Genomic DNA, 19,383 nt, shown 5'->3' on the forward strand with positions numbered 1-19,383 from the left:
GGGGGAATGAAGCCATGAAGATACTCATTATTAGTGACAGTCATGGACTCACAGACGAACTTCAAACCATTGCCAAACGGCATGAGGCTGAAGTCGACATGATGATCCACTGCGGAGATTCAGAACTCGAAACGAACCACCCAGCACTCGAAGGATACAAAGTCGTCAAAGGAAATTGTGACTTTATGGGCGATTTTGAAGAAGAGCTCCTGCTCCCACTTGATGGAGGCGGAAAACTATTTCTCACTCACGGACATCTGCATGGCATCAAACAATCCTTACTTCAAGTCTACTACCGTGCAGAAGAGCTAGGCGCAGACATTATCTGCTTTGGTCACTCGCACATCCCGGGCAGTGAACTACTAAGAGGAAAACTCCTCATTAACCCTGGCAGCGTACACTTGCCAAGAGTGCGAAAAGAGCGCAGCTATGCTATACTGACACTAGATGTAAGCGAAGCAAACGTACAGTTTTTCACGGACGAAGGTCAGGTCATACAAGACCTCGAAAACACTGTCACATTGGAAGGTATTTCATAAGGGTGCAGCATTTGCCCCTTATGAAAAAACTTTCGAAAAACCGTTGACTTTAAAGAACAATAGTAATATAATAAATCTTGTCGCTGAGGTAATACACCACAGCACAATACATAACAACATGTCCCAGTAGCTCAGCAGGATAGAGCAACGGCCTTCTAAGCCGTCGGTCGGGAGTTCGAATCTCTCCTGGGACGTACTAAATTAAAAGCCTGAAATCCTTTATTATCAAGGGTTTCAGGCTTTTTTGTTCTTTGGAACATAAGTTCGTAACCCGCTTCAAAATAGAGTTTTGGGAGCGGGGTGGGAGTGGATTTATTTTTAAGTATTTCCGTTCTCTGTTTTTGTATCAAAGAGCTATCAAAATGAGTGGCTGATTTCTGATCAGCTTTTTCAATGACATGAGCGTAAATTGACATAGTTGTATCCATTTTTGTATGCCCTAAACGTTCCTGAAGATTTATTTAAATGATTGGATAGTTCAGTTCATAATTTGGGTAGCAATAATAAGGCGGTCTACGTCCAATTTCAGACATTGGCCATGAATGCTCCATATAAACCATAGTAACTTTTTTCATTGAATGGTTCACAAGTAATAACTCTACTTCTGGATTAAATTCATATCTCAATCCAATGACCTCCTTATATTAGGAATGTGTGGATTCCCCACCATCAACATGCAGCACTTGACCTGTAACAAAACGTGAATCATCAGAAGCTAGATAAACAAATGTTGGTGCGAGTTCAAATGGATGGGCAACTCGTTCCATTGGGTTAAACGCTCCATATACAGCCACTTGGTCTGACGAGAAGCTTGCTGCAATGAGTGGCGTCCAGATTCGACCTGGAGCAACGGCGTTTACACGAATTCCTTGTTTTACAACATTTTTAGCCAAAGCACGTGTCCAACCAACAATTGCACCTTTTGTGGCTGTATAATCAATCATTTGTTGCTCACCTACATACGTTACGACTGAAGAAGTGCCGATAATAGAACTGCCTGGTTTTAAGTAAGGAAGCGCTGCTCTGGTTGTGTAAAAATGTGAGTATATGTTGACTTTAAAGGTGTCATCGAATTGTTCGTCTGTAATGTCAAGAAGGCTGGGTTGTTGAAATTGGATACCAACGTGGTTACATAGAACGTCTAGACGCCCAAAGGTTTTTACTGTTTTCTCTACAATGGTGATACATTGCCTTTTATCTCGCAAGTCTCCTGGCATCAATAAACAACGTTGCCCGAGTTCTTCGATTCTTGCTTTTGTTCTATTAGCATCTTCGTGTTCATCTAAGTATGCAATCGCAACGTCAGCACTTTCCTTTGCGAAGGCAATGGCTACGGCTGCACCAATACCACTATCCCCTCCTGTAATAAGAGCAACTTTTCCCGCTAACTTACCACTCCCTTTGTAATTTGTATTTTCAATAATTGGAAGTGGTACCATTAAACCTTCTACACCAGGATGACGAAGTTGACGTTGTTCAGGTAAATTAATTGGGATTTCTTCATAGCGTGTGATTTTTCCGTAATTAGGGTACATGGGATAAGGTTGAGTTTTCATTTTCTCTAAAAACATCTGTTGCATTTGTTTTATTTGTTGCAACTTACGCTCATCAGATTCTTGTGTCATTTAATTCCCTCCAAATGTACTTATTCCCTTTAAATGTTTATGTTGTTGACTGCTAATCCAAGTATTAATAATGAATAAACTTGTGAAGGAGTTATTTGAAAGATTTTAGTAAACTTTCGTGAGCAGGTTGGAATATTCAGGTATTTGAACACGTGTCAGCAATCAAGGCTGGGAAGTAATAAAAGTTGCAGACCAATTTATCGGAAGTTGAGAAATGTATAAAGGCGAAGGAGAAGAAGAGTATTTTACAGGTCCTATTAGGTATCTCAATTTTGTTCATGAGATTTTCAAAGTAGGTAGTCAGACTCCACTCTTTAAATATGTAAAGCTAATTGCCGCAGAATTGGTTTCCCTTTCTCTTAGTGGTAAAGAAACTTTTGAAGTTTCCGACCTTGCTCCTGGAGTTACTTCATCAGTTCCTGGCTTATATAATCCTGCTCGGATTGGAGAACAAATGCGTAAGGATATCTAAAATAAAATTGTCAAAGCTTTAATTGAAGGAAGTAGTTACGAATTGAATGAATATTTCACATGGGATAAGAGCATGAAGGCAGGAAAGTTGCTGAAGATTAAACCAGGCTGCAAGCAAATAAACTTCAAACTGTTTGGAGAACGAGCTGAACAAATGGCGGAGAGAATGAGGAAAGGGGAAGATCTTCCTGCAATATTCAGGCCTAAGAAAACAGCGGCACATCTCGACCAAACTGCATTGGATCTTTTTCCTAAATCGGTTTAAACTATTTGAAGGTTCTTTACACTAGGTAGAGAATTCCTTAACACCATTGATTAATATAGTAAATGAGGATACGGTCTAAGTTCGAAAAGTGATCGTTATACATGGCTAATGGACGTGGATATCAATAGGTTTAAAGCAGGATAGAGCAACGGCCTTCTAAGCTGTCGGTCGGGAGTTTGAATCTCTTCTGAGACGTATATGATTTAAAACGGTTAAAAGCCAGAAACGTTGATAAGACAATGTTTCTGGCTTTTTTATTTTTTCCTCTATTGGTTGGACAAAGAAGGCCATATAGGTGTTATCTATTTTAGCGATCTTTTATGACTCCAGTAACTGATGCATTGGAAGGAGCATGAGTCTCTACGTTTACATAGATAGAATATTTCACACCTTTGTCTAGCCAAACGTCGGTACTCTCAGATTTATTGCCTTTTGATCCGCCAACATAAAATCTCTGTACTGAATTAGATGGTGAAGCATTTCTTCTAACTTCACATAAAGCATCTATATTATCTTTAGACGTACTTCCAGAATAAGTACATGTGAATTTCATATACTTACCATTTCCGGTGAATTCAATTTCTTTTGCGGCATTGTCAGATTTTTTTGCTGATAAACTAACAAGAGTTGCTGCTTGAGTTGATGCTACAAACGGTATTGAAAAAAACAGAATTGCTGTTAATGCTACGACAAGAATTCTTTTCATACGATAACCCTCTCTCTTAATTATTTGGTACAATAACTATAATTTGACATATTTTTTTGTTTATCCTCCCATATTTAAAAATAAAAAGGAGAATTTAAATGGATATCAATGAAGTCCTCAAAGTAATAAAAGAATATTATAAGGTTCCAAGTATTGTAGTTGCAATTTTTTTTCTTTTTAAAAGCATTAAACCAATTTCATTTATTTCAGCAGGTATTCTTGAAAAGAAGTTTTTTTCTAAAGAAAAATTATTTATTTTTAAAACTGGTAAGTACATTATCCATACATTATTTTGTACAATCATTTTATATATTGGAGCAGCATTTGTGTCGATAAAAATAAATGGGGATTTTATGATTTTTTTGTTGTATTTAGGGGAGTTTTTATTGTTGCTTATTGTTTCAACTTATACAAATAAAGAAACCAGTGTTTCGAAGTCAATAACATCAAATAAATGGTTAAAATCTCTTGTTATTATTTTGTTTATTGCATGTTTTCTATGTTTTTATTTTACGTTTTATAATATGGTTCTAGCGATTGATTTTGACCACCAGTCATACAAAGAGGTTCTAGTCATAGGATTAATGTTATTTATTCTAACATTGCCAGTACCTTTAATAATGAAGCCTGTTTCAATATTTTTAAATTGGTATACAAATAGGGTTCTTTATTGGGAAGATAATGAGAAAAACAAATGGTACTTAATCCATCTAATAGATAAGAGTTCATTTTTAGTGGGAGATCATAGAGATTATATTTCATGTCAAAGAACTATGCTTCTCAAAAAGGAAGATTTATATGGAAAGACATTGCATATAGAAAAAGAATAGGTTCAAGATTAAGAGTTTGCAGACACTAATCAACCCTTTATAGTGGTGATCGTCGAGTCGTTTTTTATTTGACGGAAAGGAGTAGACAAGTAGCCTAGACATTCATTTTGCAGATTGACAAAGAAATACAAAATGTTAAGCCTCCAAACATCAGAAGTCTTTCTCGTAAAGTCACAACAACTTATTCTATTGCATCACCAAGTTCCAGTTTCATTCAACGATCGAGGATTCAGCGAGCGATTAATCGTCTTACGCAAAAGGAGTGACGTATCTTAGTTATGATCTAGCCTCAGCCAAAGGAATTATTATCGTGTTAAAAATAAAGTATATTATAGACTGGCCTTTGCTTTGAGAGAAGAAGTGTATAAGCAGGGGGTTAAATCATGAATTTTGTGCAGCCGATACGGGACCTTGATCAGGTAAATTATATAAAGAAATATCTTGGAGAGCGGAACAAAAGGAACTTGCTGCTGTTTGTGGCGGTAATCACTCTAGGCTTGCGTATATCCGATCTGCTGCAATTGAGAGTGAAAGATGTAAGAAAGCAATATGTGTCGCTAAGAGAACAAAAAACAGGTAAAGAAAAAAGAATCAAAATAAACAAGACGCTTCGAAAAGCGATAGATCAATATATTAAAGACAAAGATGATCAAGAGTATCTTTTTAAAAGTAGAGAAGGACTCAACAAACCTATCAGCCGCAGCAGTGCATATAACATTATGAGAGAGGCAGCGGACTATGTCGGGCTTGATAGTATAGGTACTCATACGCTCAGAAAAACATTTGGTTACTGGAATTATAAAAAACATAAAGACGTTGCCTTATTACAAGAAATATTTAACCATTCTAGTCCTGACATTACATTGAGATACATTGGAATTACACAAGACGCTATGGATAAAGCAATGGACGATTTTGGCTTATAGACTCATCTGTTCAAACGGCAGGTGGGTCTTTTTTTGCGTTCTTTTTCTTCAATTAACCATAATGAGAAAATGTCCAACTCATTTTAAGGGAATAGCTGAAAAGCAAGAGGGGCAAAGGATACAGCGATTTATCTAGTTGGACAGACTAATAGATATGGTGAATTGGTGGATTGTGTAGATAACTAAAAGTGTATAATATATGGAAAAGGAGGATTTATATGAATAATATTGTTAAAGGCGGAGAAAACATTTTAGACAGAGCAATAAAGCATATGGAAAGTTATTTACAAGTGAAAAACAATATATTGGATAATGATTATGTTCAGTTGATAGGAGATTCTTCGAGAGTTGTGGGTTTTTTACACAACTCATCAAAATTAATCCATAAGAAAAAATTCCAATCATTTTTAAAAGGTTTCAGTATGGATGAAGATCCAACACAAGCTCAATTAGAAAAATTAATAGAATATGTGGATGATGAGACTAAAGCTGAATTTGTAGCTGACGTTTTTTCTAAAATATTATTTTCAAATTCAAGCAAAGCATGTGTAATAATGGGAAGTATCTTGAATGATGTAGTTGAGAGAAAGACTGAATTGACACATGAACAGCTAAATTCAATACACGCTTTAATGCATTTTTATGACATAGATATAGAGAATTACAGAAAATTATTTTCAATTTTTAAGAATGCAAAAAGAAATGAAAATACGCAGTACCAGTTAAGTAGGAAGATAAAAATGGAAAATTTGAATAGGGTTAGTATCAACATGACACTTGAAAAAGCAATAACCAATCAATTGTTTTATAGATCTATATCAGTAGACGTGGACTTAGATGTGAGTTTTGAGTCTGCGGATGCTGATACAGATGAATATTTCAAACTGACAACAAGTGGTCACTTAATAGGAAAATACATAGATAGAATATACACACGTTTTAATATGGCGTAAAAATGGCACACTTTTGACATGATCTTGGCAAAGCGTTTTGTCTGAGAGCGGTTATGATGGTATTAGGTGATAAATTGATAGCGGCTTTCATTATGATATGAATTTTCGTTCGACAAATTATGCATTAAGTTTCTTCTCATCGTTTTCTGCCGATATAAAGGCTGGAGGTGAAATATATGAAAAAATTCCGAGTTATTTTTAATTTTGATAAGGAAAACTCAAAAACGTTATTAATCAAGTCAGCAAGTATAGAAGATATTAGTGAGGAAATTATTAATTCTTCTAATCGTTGGTTTACGCACATCGACGAAAAAGGTGTAGGTACTGTTATCCAATTGGGAAATGTAAACAGCTTTAATGTAATAGAATACAAAAGTTTATAAGTCTTTTCTTTAGGCATCTAAAATTTAACGATCTTGGCAAAGCATTTTGTTTGAGAGCGTTTATGCTGATATTGAGTGATAAGTTGAGAGCGACTTCCATTGCGGGGTCGCTTTTTATTTGGGAACTATTCACTTTAAGTTTAATTTGCCGATAATATACTTGATAATCTTAAGGTACAGGTTGACTATAAATAAAGTTGCTGTGTATTTTATGTTTGGAGGTATAAACTTGGCAAAAACTTCTCTAAAAGAAAAAAATGAAAAAAAAGTTAATGAACCATCAAAAAAAAGAGCTTTTGTAATTACTCCTATCGGAAATGACAATACTGAGATAAGACGATCAGCTGAGGGATTTATTGATGTTGTTATCGAGCCTATCTTAAGCGAGTTAGGTTTTGAAACTAGTGTTGCTCATAGAATTATAGATGGTGGTTCTATTACAAATCAATTAATATCTAGAATCTTAGATGATGATTTGGTTATAGCTAATTTAACAGGATTAAACCCAAATGTTATGTATGAGGTTGCTGTTAGACATGCTGTTAGAAAACCAATAGTACATGTTTGTGAGAATGGTACTAAACTCCCGTTCGACTTAGGGACTGAAAGAACTATTTTCTTTAGAAATGATATGATGGGAGTAATTGAAGTTAGGGATACGTTTAGAAGGTATGTTGAGGCTGCTTTAGAGGAGACAAAAGCAGATAACCCAATATATAGAGCTTCATCCGAATCAATGATTTTGGACAAATTACAAGATGAAGATCCTGATAAATATTTGATTATGAAAAGATTGAATGATATAGAGAGTTTAGTTAAAACAAATATTAATAAAAGCAAAGAAAAAGCTATTAATAATTTAGATTATGAAATGTTACTTCCAAAAGTAGATTCCTATAACAACCTGCATTCTTATATGTTTGAATCTGGTAGGGATATACGAGCTATAGAAGATATACTATTTAGACTTATAGAATTTTCTTTTAGCTTAGACTTTGAAAAATGTCAGGTGAAACTAAAAAGAGAAACGAATGAGGGGAAACATTTATATCGTTTGAATTTAAGATTACCTAATTATATTTCTGGAAAACGATTTATGGGTGAAGCCCAAGCCATGGGATTAGATATACAAAGTATTTTTTAAAATGCTTAATTTAAAAGGCGCTTTTCACAATGGAAAGGCGTTTTTGTTTAGGAGGGAATTATATGAATAGACAATTAAAACCATGTAATGAACCTGGATGTCCTCAGTTAATCCTCGAAGGATATTGCGAGCAACATAATACATCTAAGCCTTTATATGATCTGTACCGTCAATCATCGTCAAGTCGTGGGTATAATAGCCGATGGCGTAAAGCACGATCTACTAGTGAGTCCGAGGTGTAAAGCTGAGTACACATCTTACTATACAAACGCGGAAATCAGAAAGCAGCAAAGTAAAATCAGGAAGCTATATAATGCTATTCGAATGACGAGGAACAAAATCCTAATTGATCAACTCCAAAAGAAAATGGATTCGATACGAGCAGATTTAGAAAGAGACATGAATCAGCTGCGCATTGAAATTGAAGGCCCCCAGCTTAAATCCCTAGAAACGATTTGCCGTAGATCGCTTCTCTCTCAACATTTTGAAGAAAAATTCACTAAGCCTGAATAACGATGAATGGTTATGCATCTACGATAAGCCTCCTTGGTCAGCAAAGCACAAAAAAGTAAAGTCGGGTGGAGCATTCACGATTGATAGATCTTCAGTCAATGAGGCAAAAATGTACAAGTTAAAATCAGACCATTTTATTACGGATGATTCAAAATATGGTGAAGTAAAGCAGAAGTAAATGAATAGCCCTTCCAATTTGGAGGGGCTTTTCTTTGTTATTCATCGCTGTCCAATTCCCATAATTTTTGACCGTCTGCTAAATAAACTGCACTTGGTGTATCTTTATAAAGTGAAATTTCAATTAAGGAACTTTTTTCTTGCTTTAACCAATCATATATATCACAGTCGTAATTAGTGGGGTGGGATAAGATGTTATTTACTTGAAATGCGACTGCGTCATACTCTGTATAATTGACATCATCAACTTCCAATCCGTTATCAGTTTCATAAAGTGTGTCAGGTTCTCCAATAACTTTTAAACCACTTTTCCATTCTATTATCAAATCGTTATTTTTATATTTTCGTAATGCTGAAATTAATGGGTCATATCCCATTTGAATCCCCCTTAGTTTATGGTTTTAAAGGCTCTGATGGTACTATATGAGCGCCGTTTTTGCTGTAGTGTATTAAGCCCCTAGTAGTCTCCACATACTTACCGGTATCTTTATCATAGTATTTTCCAATCATCTGTCCAAAGTCTACTCTTTCTTTGTGCTCTCCTATTTTTGTACCTTTACCAGCGAACTTATCCAGCAATTCTTGTGCTTTTTTATTATCTCCATAGAAAATGCTTTTATTTGGACGGCCATTCGCAACTTCTTGCTTATAGTTAGGTGCATCAGGAATATGCTTTTCTTGAGCGCCTGGTTTTACTTTTACAGGGAAACCATTTACTTCACGATAAGGACCTTTTGGTACGGAGTGTTTGCCGAAGGAAGGTGTTTTGACAATCTTCTTGGCTACTTTCTCTCCTTTCATTATTTTAAATACGTATTTTCCAACTTTAGTGATTTTAGCTCCGGGTATCATGTACAAGCTTGATACTAGACGGTCCATGTCAGCGACTTTGTCTCCTGTTACAGGGTCTCTCCCTGTGATGACTCGAATGGCATCATTTATTCCTGTAAATTCAACCGCTGTATTTAAGATGTTTGAGGTTTGTTCACCCGTTTTCACATCAGAAATCTTTGTGATGCTTTCAATCTTCACTTTGTTTTGATCCGATATTCGTAACCGATATAGCATTCCATATCGAATAACTTCAACTGTTTTGGCATTTGCGAAGTCAATCTTTTCATTTGTATTATATACTTTTCCATTTACGAACACGGCGTTTTGATTGATTTTATTAGACGGTTTCTTCTTCAGAAGAGTATCCACATTCGATTGCTCTTTATCATTCAGCTTGTTCAGCATGATCATCATTGGGTTTTCTTTAGGGTTGTCTATTTTTTCATTCAATTCGCTGATGTTGCTGCTGATTTTTTCTTCTTTTCCATCTTTGAAAATAGAGCCCTTTTGATAACTGGTAATTTCAATTTTCGGGCTAGTGAACATCGTGCTTAAGGTGTCCAAATATTGTTTCATTGTGTGAAGGGAACTTTTTGTTTCATTTAGAGCACTTGTTTGTTCTCTGTCAAATGCATGAAGTAGTCCGATGGTTTTGGACGTCTCGAGCCAGGATTTTTGATAGCTTTGTTGAAAAGCAGATTCATCTACATGAGGCAAATGCGCAATATGGCTGACCCTGCTGAGCGCTTGATTCACATCGGATACAATATCAGAAATGGTTCGTTCGGCTTTTTTTAACCCTTGGTCAAGCTCTTGTTCAATGAATGATTGAGAGATAAAACCATTCGGGTTTGATTCAAAAGCATGAAGTGCTTGTTTTGTCTTTTTTAGCGCACCGCTGTATTCTTCAATGACGATCTGAAAGAATTGCAAAAAGGGAATGTGACACTCCGTATAAAAATCTTTTATCGCTTGTCCAGCTTCTCCCTTTAATGCGCCATCTAAGGAGATGATTTGATTGATTTGTTTTTCTAGGGACTTCACATTATGTGATTGCTGCTTCAACTTGTTCAGCGTTTGGTCAATTTCATTCTTCAACTCAAAGACATCAAGGGTTTTCATTCCGTTCTCCTTTACTTTCTGTTAGTACTCGTAGCAATTAAGCGTCCACATAAAGAAAGGGAGCTGCATAAACGACAGCTCCCAAAATGAGGAGTTAGTTTTTCTTTTTCCTGTAGTCTTTTACTAAGCTTGAAACAACTAAACCCATCACACTAAAGGCCACAAGATAAAATAAAACATTTGTTACAGGTGTATCAATTTTCCCTAAGATCATCACAAGGGCAATAATAGAGGCGGGTAAAGTAATTAATAACATTTTGGATGGCGTGCTTTGCTGTGACACTTAATGACCTCCTGGTCGATCCATTAAATAGATATTTTAGTTGATTTTAACATATGGGGATTGTGCGAACAACATAAGGGGGATAGCAATCTACTTTAAGTGTGGACGAACGAAACTCGTTGATTTTATGGAAATAATTTCGATTAAAACTTTTGTGTAATAAAATGTAGATGATTTATACAAAGGGGTGAGATGGTGGTGAAGCATTTTTTAACGGCAATCGTGGTGGCTATCATTGTGGGGATCATTGTATATGTTGCAGATGATCATTTAAGCATGTTTCCGTTGATGCTGATTTTAGCGGTTGCGATCTATATCGTAAGCAGAATTAGCGAAGCATTGATTAAGAAATACTCAAAAGAAAATAGTTAATTGCACAGCCCTCCATTGGAAGGGCGTTTTTTAATTAACCTTCCTAATGAAAGAGGCATTGTAAAGCAGTAAATGTTCAAAAGAGAGAATATTCTTTCTCCAACTAAAAAAGTAAGGTGTATAAGATCAAAACGGAGAACCCGCTTGACTTGTGATGGATTTTCTTATCATGCAATGACGAGAAACCCATGAAATCATGGGTTCTTTTATTTCTCTAGTCAAACTAAAATCAAGGTGCCACCAATTCAACTTTCATTCTATCAGGATCTTCGAAATAAACTGCGTAATGTTTATCGCCGCCTGCGAAGGGGTGTGTATCGGTATAAAGAATTGTAACCCCCATGCTTTTTAACTTTTCAGTCATTTCAACTACTTGCTGCCGGGAACTGGCATGAAAAGCCAGGTGGTTTAGACCTGTCCTGCGTCTATGATAGGGTATGTCCATAAATCGTTCCTCCGTTTGTACGAAAACGATATAAGTTTCTCCCAATTTCCAACTTCGACCGCTTTCCCAGGTTTGATACGGCTCGTAACCTAACTCCTCTAAAAACCACCCCCAAAAAATAATCGAATTCTTTAAATTCGAAACATTTAGTTCAATATGATGGATAAGTCCTTTTGACAATAGATGAGCCCTCCATTTAGAAGATTAATTATTATATGATTTAATGTAACTTAATTCAGGTGAATAAGGAACTCTATTTCATTGTTTAGCAGTTAATGAATAAATCTAAAGAAGAATATGCTGCTTATCAACAGCTTTCAGCAATTTTAAGGCAAATTTAAGCTCGGATTTCATTTCAAATGTATTAAATCTTTGTTACAATAAGACAGCTTTGCTCAAAAGAGACATTCCAAGGTTCGACATTTTTTTAGCATTTCTTAAAAATTTTATGGTTTGATATGAAACTCTTTTGATGATCCATGCGTCTCTATAAGTGTCAAAAGAAAAGAGGTTATCAATATGCTATTCAAAAAGCTATCAGAAAATAAGTCTGTAAAATGGATAGGATATACAAGCTTTTACTTACTTATTTTGCTATTATTGTTCTTTATTTACGGATTCCACACAGCAAATACGGGATCATTCATTTACAACGATTTTTAATTGGAGATTAAACTATGAAACTATTACACACGATTCATGAATACCAGCAAACGAAACCAACACAGCCAGCATTTGTTTCTCAACAGGCGTCGATCACATATGATGAGCTTTGGCATTTATCAGACCAAATGGCTGGTGCGATCGATTCAGTCGCAGCTGGCAGTGAACCTGTCATTGTCTACGGTCATATGGAGCCAGAGATGCTGATTTCTTTCTTAGGCAGTGTGAAATCAGGCAGACCTTATATTCCGGTCGACATCTCGATACCTGTCGAGCGCATCGTCTCAATCATTGAAAGGTCAAAAGCCAGTCTATTGATATGTGCAAATGAGCAGAATGTATTAGATGTAGAAGAGCACATTGAAGTGAAGAGTGCGGCATCGCTTCTAGCACTTGAAAAAGAAGCACCGCCAGCCACGCAGTGGGTTCAACAAGATGATGTTTTCTACACTATTTATACGTCTGGCAGTACCGGAAAACCGAAAGGCGTTCAGGTAACAGCCAATAATTTAGAAAGCTTTACAGAGTGGATGTGCCGGGATTTCCCAATTGGTGAGGGACGCACATTCTTAAATCAAGCACCATTTTCTTTTGACTTATCAGTGATGGATCTCTATCCAGCGCTTCAATCAGGCGGCACGCTTTACTGTTTAGTAAAAGATCTTGTCAATAAGCCAAAGGATATGTTTGCAGCACTTGGTCAATCTGACGTTGAAGTGTGGACATCAACACCATCCTTTGTGCAAATGTGCTTAATGGACCCTTCCTTTACAGGAGAGCTTTTACCAGAGCTGAAAGTTTTCTTGTTCTGCGGTGAGGCGCTTCCTGTAGCTGTAGCAAGTGCACTTCTGGAGCGTTTTCCAAAGGCGCAGGTCTTTAATACGTATGGTCCAACTGAAGCAACTGTTGCGATCACATCGATTGAAGTCAAGCAGGAGATTCTTGATCAGCACGATTCTTTACCAGTCGGCTATGCCAAACCTGATACAGATATCGTCATTTTAGATGAAGAAGGCAAGACACTTTCTGATGGTGAGAAAGGCGAAATTGTCATCGTGGGGCCAAGCGTCACGAGAGGCTACTTAGGTGAACAAGCCTTAACGGATAAAGTGTTCTTTGAATACGAAGGACGCCCTGCTTACCGCACAGGTGACGCAGGTGTGGCGCAGGATGGATTAATTACGTGCCACGGTCGTCTCGACTATCAAATTAAGCTTCATGGATACCGGATGGAGCTTGAAGAAATTGAATATCATGTAAGCGAGACAACCTATGTCAATGCTTGTGTGATTGTGCCATTCCAGCCAAACGGTCATGTCGAGTACTTGATTGCAGCGATTGTTCCAGCAGCTCATTCATTTGAAAAAGAGTATCAGCTGACAAGTGCGATTAAGAAAGAAATGGCGGATTCACTGCCAGCGTACATGATTCCAAGAAAGTTTGTCTATCTTGAGCAGCTGTACATGACGCCAAACGGGAAGGTTGACCGTAAGAGAATCGCGAAAGAGGTTCTTCTATGATTCCGTTTAGTTCATTCTTTTTCTTCATTCTAATTGGTATTCTTCTTTTGCCGACGATCATTCTTGGTCTTCGCGGTAAAAGAATGCAGGGCTACAACATGTTTGCAACGGTTGTGGCACTCGCGCTTATTTTCTCAAAGGATGCACATGGCGCACTGCTGCTCTTCTTGTTCACGGTGTGGCAAGTCTTAATCATTCGCCTGTACCTTGCATACCGGTTAAAGGCGAATCAGGCATCCGTTTTCTATGCAGCAGTGGTGGCATCAATTTTGCCGCTTGTGCTGTCAAAGGTATTACCGTTCTTTTTAACTCATCACCCGCACCAGCCGCCGCCAATTAACTGGCTGAGCTTTTTGGGGATCTCGTACTTAACATTTAAAGGTGTTCAGTTAATTATCGAGACAAGAGACGGCTTGATTAAGAAGAAAATTCCGATTCATCGTTTGGTCTATTTCATTGTCTTTTTCCCGACGATTTCATCAGGTCCGATTGACCGTTACCGCCGATTTGAAAAAGATATGGATACACCGCCTGAAAAGGAAGCATACAGTGATCTTCTGTATTCCGGTATTCATAAAATTTTCATTGGCTTCTTATATAAGTTCATTATTGGTTATCTGATTCACACGTATATTCTGATGAATATTCATCACATTAGCAGCAGTCACTTTGTTCAGCAGTTAACGTATATGTATGCTTACAGCATGTATTTGTTCTTTGACTTTGCTGGATATACAGCATTTGCTGTAGGTGTGAGTTATATTATGGGCATTAAGTCGCCAGAGAACTTTAATAAACCGTTTATCAGCCGCAATATTAAAGACTTCTGGAATCGCTGGCACATGTCCCTGTCCTTCTGGTTCAGAGACTACGTGTTTATGAGATTTGTGTTCTTTATGACCAAAAAGAAGTGGATCAAGAACCGTATGGCTGTATCAAATATCGGGTACTTTGTCCTCTTTCTATTGATGGGTGCTTGGCATGGTCTTGCCCTTCAATATATTATTTACGGACTATATCATGCAGTTATCATGTCCGGTTACAATTTATTTGAGAAATGGAATAAAAAGCACAAGTGGTGGCCGGATAATAAGGTCACAATGGTTGTGTCTATCATTATTACATTCCATGTGATTTGTTTCGGATTTTATATTTTTTCAGGAAAACCATTTCATCATTAATGATTAAGGGAGTAGAAAATTATGGAATTTAAAAATCAAGTATACGGTATTATTGCAGAGGTTTGTCAGGATGACGTTGTGAAAGAAAATCCAGAGATTGCGATTTTTGAAGAAGGTCTTCTTGATTCATTTGGTACAGTAGAACTGCTTATGGCAATTGAAAGTCAACTCGGAATCACTGTTCCGATTACAGAATTCGATCGTGATGTGTGGGATACGCCGAATCATATTGCTGAGCAGCTGGCAGAGATGAAGTAATGAAAAAGCGTTTTTTTGGGCCGCTTATTTTAGCGGCTGTTCTATTCATTGGTGTTCTTCTTGTACCAAATGCATGGCTCTCACACCTGATCCCAAAAGACAAATTACAAAAGTCAGCCACAGAATTAGATCCAGGGATGTTTCAAGGGCTTTATTTACAAGATGAAATGCTAAAAGATCCAACTTATTTGCCGATCTATGGTTCTTCTGAACTATCACGTTTTGATCCATACCACCCTTCGAATTTCTTTCATGAGAATCCTCAAGGGTTTACACCTTATCTTATTGGAAAAGGTGGATCGCAATCATTAATTCATGCGATGAACTTTGCAGCGCATATGGATGAATTAAAAGGGAAGAAGCTTGTATTTATCGTGTCCCCGCAGTGGTTTGTGAAATGGGGATCTGACGAGAATCACTTTGCCCCTAACTATTCAGCGCTTCAAGCGCTGAATCTCGCCTATAATAAAGAAATTGATCCAACTGTGAAAAAAGAGCTGATTAAAAGAATCATGAAGTTTAAAGCAGTCAAAAACGACATGGTGATTACAGAGCTTTTTAAAGCAGAGCTATCTGGAAACAAGTTCGCTTATGGCGCGATTTCTCCTATTGCGAAAATGTATTATGGCATGCTTCAAAAGAAAGACATGTACTATACGATTGGATCGGGGCATGAGCGCAAGCTTCAACCGTCTCCTTCAGTCAAAGGAAAAACATGGGCTGAGCTTGAAAAAGAAGCGAGCATTTTTGGTGCGGAAAGAGCAGGGGACAATCCGTTTTATATTAATCAAAAATTGTTTGACAGCAAACTGAAACCGATCATGAAGAAGATGAAGGATTCCCGTGAAGGTCATTCTTATGCCGAATCACCAGAATATAAAGATTTTCAAATCATGCTGGATATTTTAAAACAGGCAGGGGCAAAGCCTTTGTTTGTAACGATTCCTGTCAACGGAAAGTGGTATGATTACACTGGTTTTCCGAAAGAAGGCCGTACAGGTTATTATGAAAAAATCAATCGGCAAATTCGAGATAATGGGTATGAAGTCGCAGATTTGACTAAGCATGAGTACGATCCATATTTCTTTAAAGATACGATTCATGTGTCTTATAAAGGATGGGTGTACATCGATAAAGCAATTGAAAAGTTTTACAAAGAGCAGTAGAATGCAGCAGCTTTCTGCTGCTTTTTTTTTGTCGAATCAGCGGATATCTTGTATAACTGAGGGAAAAGGGCTATGCTGTAGATGGAGGCGATATGATGAATCGTTCTGAGAAAAAAGAACTATTAAAGCGTTCGAAGAAGCATTTTAATGATCATGCCTTTTGGGAAAAGCTAAAAAAGACGGCACAAAAAGCTGGTGTCTCTCTTGTCTATGCTGTGCTATTACTTTACTATACATTGCAAAAACCCGAAGTGCCGGTCAAAGCAAAGACCCTGATTATTGGAGCACTCGGCTACTTTATCCTTCCACTTGATCTCATTCCGGATACATTGATTGGTGTCGGCTATACAGATGATTTAGGCGCCATTACATTTGCTCTGCTTCAAGTAGCGATGTACATTGATGATGATGTGAAAGGGAAAGCAAAAGACAGGCTGTCAAAATGGTTCGGCGAAAAAACCGATACGTCTTTGATTGATCAAAAGCTTGAGGATGGCGGTATGCCGTCTGTATAAAGAAAAGCCTCCGTTATTGGAGGCTTTTTTCTTTTACCCTAAAAATTTCACGCAAACTGGATGAGGGACGGTAATGTCTGATTGTAAGACAGTGAGTCGTCCTGTTTCTTTGTCGCGTTTGTATAACACAAGGTTGCTAGATTCTTGGTTTGAACCGACGAGGAATTCTTCTGTTGGATCAAGCACAAAATCTCTAGGCCAGTTTCCTTCAGAAGAAGCAATCTCGACAAGGCTTAATCGGCCGTCAGCGTCTGTTTTAAAAATCGCAATGCTGTCATGACCACGATTTCCTGCATAAACAAATTGGCCGTCTGAAGAGACATGAATGGCACTGCCTTGATTGTTCTCTGTAAAATCGCTTGGAATGGTCGCGATTGTTTGAATCTCTTCAAAATGACCATCTTCAAAGTAACGAAGCACAATGACCTCTGAGCTTAGCTCTGTCATGACATATGCCACAGGTTTCGTTGGGTGGAATGTGATATGACGAGGTCCGCTGCCTGGCTTTGTTTCAAATGTATGAGCAAGCTGAAGTTTTCCGTCTTCTTTCTTATACGTATAAATTCCATCTGTTCCAAGGTCAACAGCCACAGCAAATTGTTCATCTGGCGTGAGACCCATAAAGTGGGTGTGCGGCTTTTCCTGACGATCTTCGTTAGGGCCAGTTCCTTCATGCTGCGCCTGTGAGAGCGTGCGGATCACTGAGCCATTTTCAGCATCGATCTCATACATCTCTGCTGTCCCTTTATGATAGTTTGCTGTATACGCCGTTTTCGTTTGACTGTCCACGCTGACGTGACAAGGAGAAGCTCCATCGGCAAGCTCTTGGTTGATGAAGTGAAGTCTGCCTGTTGTTGAATCAATTTGATACGCAGCAAGGCCGCCCTGTGATCCTTTTTTCACAACAGCATAAACAAACTTTTGATCCTCTGACACGGTTAAATATGTAGGATTTTCAAGCTCAGCAGCGACTTCTACTTGCTCAATCAGCTGCTTGTCCGTATTTAATGTAAACGTATAAACGCCTTTACTGTCTCCCTTTGTATACGTACCGATATAACCTCTGATGTTAGCCATGTATTGCCCTCCTTCTATTAGATGCTCTCATTCTATCATAAATTCATAGGAAAACGCTTTAGAAAGGCATGCCAAAAGAAAAAACAAAGTCATTGAAATCTCACAATATTCATCAAAAATCATGTGAAAAAATATCACAAAAGTTTTCTCAAAAGAAAAGCGTTCATGTAAAGTAAATAAATTGAAGAAAAAATACAAAAAATTTTAAGTTTTTTCATTCCTTGTCTAGCAAAGGTGTAAGCGTATACATTTAATTTTGATTAGTCTAAATTGTCTAATAATTTTAAAAATGCTGTTGACACTGTATGGAAAGCGGCGTAAGATGGGTTCAACAAAAGCTAAACAAACACGCAGTGCAAGCGATTGACACTTCAAAATAAAGTGTCTGAAAATTCAACTACTTTTTGTTTGAAAGAGAGGGTGCTCACTGAAAATGGAAGACCAAAAGGAACAGTGGATCTTTTTAAACGATGAACTCGTGAAAAAAGAGGATGCGAAAATTTCAGTTTACGATCATGGCTTTTTATATGGCGACGGTGTTTTCGAAGGGATTCGCGTGTATAACGGAAATATCTTTCGAATGAAAGAACATTTAGACCGTCTGTATGATTCCGCCAGATCCATTATGCTGAACATTCCATATTCACTTGAGGAACTCACGGAAAAAATGATTCATACAGTTGAAAGGAACGGCCTAAAGGATGCCTATATCCGCCTTGTTGTCTCAAGAGGAGCGGGTGATCTTGGATTAGATCCTAACAACTGCGGGAGAGCCAACACAGTGATCATTGTAGAGCCGCTGGCCATTTTTCCAAAGCACCTATATGAAACGGGTATTGACATTGTGACGGTTCCAACAAGACGAAATCGTCCAGATGTTCTTAGCCCAAAAGTAAAATCATTAAACTATTTGAATAACATTCTTGTCCGAATCGAAGCCCATATGGCCGGTGTGAGTGAAGCGCTGATGCTGAACGATCAAGGGTACGTGGCGGAAGGTTCTGCAGACAACGTGTTTATTTATAAAAAAGGCAAGCTTTATACACCGCCAGGTTATATTGGCGCACTTGAAGGCATCACAAGAAATGCCATCATGGAAATTGCAGAAGACTTAGGCTACGAAGTGAAAGAAGAACCTTTCACAAGACATGATGTGTATACTGCAGAAGAAGTATTTCTAACAGGAACCGCAGCCGAAGTCATCGCCGTTGTAAAAGTTGACGGCCGTACAATCGGTGAAGGGAAACCTGGGTTCCACACAAACAAACTTCTTGAACAATTCCGCAAGCGAGTAGTTGAAGAAGGAGAAAAAGTTGTTTTTACAGATGAAAACATTCATGCAAGTTAAATAGATATCGATAAACGTTGAAGAGGACTAGTAGCTTTAGAGTCAGTATCTACAGAGAGCCGGTGCT

24 protein-coding genes, 1 tRNA gene and 1 other annotated feature (1 of these 26 cut by a window edge) are annotated in these 19,383 nt (G+C 37.6%); of the genes, 17 read left to right on the top strand and 8 right to left on the bottom strand.

Annotated elements, in window-relative coordinates; translation table 11 throughout:
* Positions 1–14 precede the first annotated feature (14 nt).
* Complete coding sequence (locus C9414_RS05970; protein ID WP_107163262.1) at positions 15–539, top strand: YfcE family phosphodiesterase; 525 nt, start codon at positions 15–17, stop codon at positions 537–539.
* 120 nt (positions 540–659) lie between these two features.
* A tRNA-Arg gene (locus C9414_RS05975) sits at positions 660–733 on the top strand.
* 267 nt (positions 734–1,000) lie between these two features.
* Here the strand turns inward: C9414_RS05975 and C9414_RS20135 are convergent.
* A complete protein-coding gene (locus C9414_RS20135; RefSeq protein ID WP_181286110.1) occupies positions 1,001–1,165 on the bottom strand; it encodes a hypothetical protein in 165 nt (54 codons plus the stop codon).
* A gap of 18 nt (positions 1,166–1,183) precedes the next feature.
* Positions 1,184–2,164, bottom strand: coding sequence for an SDR family oxidoreductase (locus C9414_RS05980; RefSeq protein WP_058838314.1), 981 nt, complete (start codon positions 2,162–2,164; stop codon positions 1,184–1,186).
* A gap of 214 nt (positions 2,165–2,378) precedes the next feature.
* Here C9414_RS05980 and C9414_RS05985 point away from each other — a divergent pair, with 214 nt between their 5' ends.
* Complete coding sequence (locus C9414_RS05985; RefSeq protein WP_107163263.1) at positions 2,379–2,636, top strand: hypothetical protein; 258 nt, start codon at positions 2,379–2,381, stop codon at positions 2,634–2,636.
* A gap of 42 nt (positions 2,637–2,678) precedes the next feature.
* Positions 2,679–2,900 (top strand): hypothetical protein, encoded by a 222-nt coding sequence (locus tag C9414_RS05990; protein WP_107163264.1) that lies wholly within the window; start codon positions 2,679–2,681, stop codon positions 2,898–2,900.
* 307 nt (positions 2,901–3,207) lie between these two features.
* Here C9414_RS05990 and C9414_RS05995 read toward each other — a convergent pair whose 3' ends face one another.
* Positions 3,208–3,606 carry a hypothetical protein gene (locus C9414_RS05995; RefSeq protein WP_107163265.1) on the bottom strand — a complete coding sequence of 133 codons (399 nt, stop codon included), beginning with the start codon at positions 3,604–3,606 and terminating at the stop codon, positions 3,208–3,210.
* A gap of 98 nt (positions 3,607–3,704) precedes the next feature.
* Here C9414_RS05995 and C9414_RS06000 point away from each other — a divergent pair, with 98 nt between their 5' ends.
* From C9414_RS06000 to C9414_RS06025, 5 genes are all read left to right on the top strand, one after another.
* Positions 3,705–4,436 carry a hypothetical protein gene (locus C9414_RS06000; RefSeq protein ID WP_107163266.1) on the top strand — a complete coding sequence of 244 codons (732 nt, stop codon included), beginning with the start codon at positions 3,705–3,707 and terminating at the stop codon, positions 4,434–4,436.
* Between the two features lie 383 nt (positions 4,437–4,819).
* Positions 4,820–5,362, top strand: a complete 543-nt coding sequence (locus C9414_RS06010; protein ID WP_107163267.1) for a site-specific integrase — start codon at positions 4,820–4,822, stop codon at positions 5,360–5,362.
* Between the two features lie 218 nt (positions 5,363–5,580).
* Positions 5,581–6,315, top strand: coding sequence for a hypothetical protein (locus C9414_RS06015; protein WP_107163268.1), 735 nt, complete (start codon positions 5,581–5,583; stop codon positions 6,313–6,315).
* 176 nt (positions 6,316–6,491) lie between these two features.
* Positions 6,492–6,698 (top strand): hypothetical protein, encoded by a 207-nt coding sequence (locus tag C9414_RS06020; RefSeq protein ID WP_107163269.1) that lies wholly within the window; start codon positions 6,492–6,494, stop codon positions 6,696–6,698.
* A 229-nt stretch (positions 6,699–6,927) separates the two neighbouring features.
* Positions 6,928–7,842 carry a hypothetical protein gene (locus tag C9414_RS06025; RefSeq protein WP_107163270.1) on the top strand — a complete coding sequence of 305 codons (915 nt, stop codon included), beginning with the start codon at positions 6,928–6,930 and terminating at the stop codon, positions 7,840–7,842.
* A gap of 728 nt (positions 7,843–8,570) precedes the next feature.
* Here C9414_RS06025 and C9414_RS06040 read toward each other — a convergent pair.
* The 3 genes from C9414_RS06040 to C9414_RS06050 all read right to left on the bottom strand — a co-directional run bounded on the left by C9414_RS06040 (position 8,571) and on the right by C9414_RS06050 (position 10,771).
* The gene (locus C9414_RS06040; RefSeq protein WP_107163272.1) at positions 8,571–8,909 is read right to left on the bottom strand and encodes a hypothetical protein; all 339 of its coding nucleotides are present in this window, start codon (positions 8,907–8,909) and stop codon (positions 8,571–8,573) included.
* Positions 8,910–8,925: 16 nt separating this feature from the next.
* Positions 8,926–10,488 carry a T7SS effector LXG polymorphic toxin gene (locus tag C9414_RS06045; protein WP_107163273.1) on the bottom strand — a complete coding sequence of 521 codons (1,563 nt, stop codon included), beginning with the start codon at positions 10,486–10,488 and terminating at the stop codon, positions 8,926–8,928.
* 94 nt (positions 10,489–10,582) lie between these two features.
* Entirely contained in the window at positions 10,583–10,771 is a 189-nt protein-coding gene (locus C9414_RS06050; protein ID WP_024427817.1) for a hypothetical protein, read from the bottom strand.
* A gap of 192 nt (positions 10,772–10,963) precedes the next feature.
* On the opposite strand from C9414_RS06050, the gene C9414_RS06055 reads away from it, so the two are divergent.
* Entirely contained in the window at positions 10,964–11,143 is a 180-nt protein-coding gene (locus C9414_RS06055; RefSeq protein ID WP_107163274.1) for a hypothetical protein, read from the top strand.
* Positions 11,144–11,372: 229 nt separating this feature from the next.
* Here the strand turns inward: C9414_RS06055 and C9414_RS06060 are convergent, their stop codons facing one another.
* Positions 11,373–11,768, bottom strand: a complete 396-nt coding sequence (locus C9414_RS06060) for a VOC family protein (protein WP_107163275.1) — start codon at positions 11,766–11,768, stop codon at positions 11,373–11,375.
* A 333-nt stretch (positions 11,769–12,101) separates the two neighbouring features.
* Between C9414_RS06060 and C9414_RS06065 the strand changes: the two genes are divergently transcribed.
* The 6 genes from C9414_RS06065 to C9414_RS06090 all read left to right on the top strand — a co-directional run bounded on the left by C9414_RS06065 (position 12,102) and on the right by C9414_RS06090 (position 16,891).
* Positions 12,102–12,251 (top strand): teichoic acid D-Ala incorporation-associated protein DltX, encoded by a 150-nt coding sequence (locus tag C9414_RS06065; RefSeq protein WP_024427820.1) that lies wholly within the window; start codon positions 12,102–12,104, stop codon positions 12,249–12,251.
* A gap of 14 nt (positions 12,252–12,265) precedes the next feature.
* Positions 12,266–13,771: a D-alanine--poly(phosphoribitol) ligase subunit DltA gene (gene dltA / locus C9414_RS06070; protein WP_107163276.1), complete on the top strand. Its 1,506-nt coding sequence runs from the start codon at positions 12,266–12,268 to the stop codon at positions 13,769–13,771.
* On the top strand, positions 13,768–14,952 hold the full coding sequence (gene dltB, locus C9414_RS06075) for a D-alanyl-lipoteichoic acid biosynthesis protein DltB (protein ID WP_107163277.1): 1,185 nt from the start codon (positions 13,768–13,770) through the stop codon (positions 14,950–14,952). The genes dltA and dltB overlap by 4 nt, the downstream gene beginning before the upstream one ends.
* A 21-nt stretch (positions 14,953–14,973) precedes the next feature.
* Positions 14,974–15,210: a D-alanine--poly(phosphoribitol) ligase subunit 2 gene (gene dltC, locus C9414_RS06080; RefSeq protein ID WP_024423191.1), complete on the top strand. Its 237-nt coding sequence runs from the start codon at positions 14,974–14,976 to the stop codon at positions 15,208–15,210.
* Positions 15,210–16,376: a D-alanyl-lipoteichoic acid biosynthesis protein DltD gene (gene dltD, locus C9414_RS06085; protein ID WP_107163278.1), complete on the top strand. Its 1,167-nt coding sequence runs from the start codon at positions 15,210–15,212 to the stop codon at positions 16,374–16,376. The genes dltC and dltD overlap by 1 nt, the downstream gene beginning before the upstream one ends.
* A 95-nt stretch (positions 16,377–16,471) precedes the next feature.
* Positions 16,472–16,891 carry a YkvA family protein gene (locus C9414_RS06090; RefSeq protein WP_024423190.1) on the top strand — a complete coding sequence of 140 codons (420 nt, stop codon included), beginning with the start codon at positions 16,472–16,474 and terminating at the stop codon, positions 16,889–16,891.
* Between the two features lie 33 nt (positions 16,892–16,924).
* Here C9414_RS06090 and C9414_RS06095 read toward each other — a convergent pair whose 3' ends face one another.
* Positions 16,925–17,968, bottom strand: a complete 1,044-nt coding sequence (locus C9414_RS06095; RefSeq protein ID WP_107163279.1) for a lactonase family protein — start codon at positions 17,966–17,968, stop codon at positions 16,925–16,927.
* A 433-nt stretch (positions 17,969–18,401) separates the two neighbouring features.
* On the opposite strand from C9414_RS06095, the gene ilvE reads away from it, so the two are divergent.
* Positions 18,402–19,316 (top strand): branched-chain-amino-acid transaminase, encoded by a 915-nt coding sequence (gene ilvE / locus C9414_RS06100; protein ID WP_039180440.1) that lies wholly within the window; start codon positions 18,402–18,404, stop codon positions 19,314–19,316.
* An 8-nt stretch (positions 19,317–19,324) separates the two neighbouring features.
* Positions 19,325–19,383: a binding site (T-box leader), on the top strand (it continues 188 nt past the right edge of the window).

The organism is Bacillus sp. Nf3, from assembly GCF_003028545.1.
Classification (GTDB): domain Bacteria; phylum Bacillota; class Bacilli; order Bacillales; family Bacillaceae; genus Bacillus; species Bacillus safensis.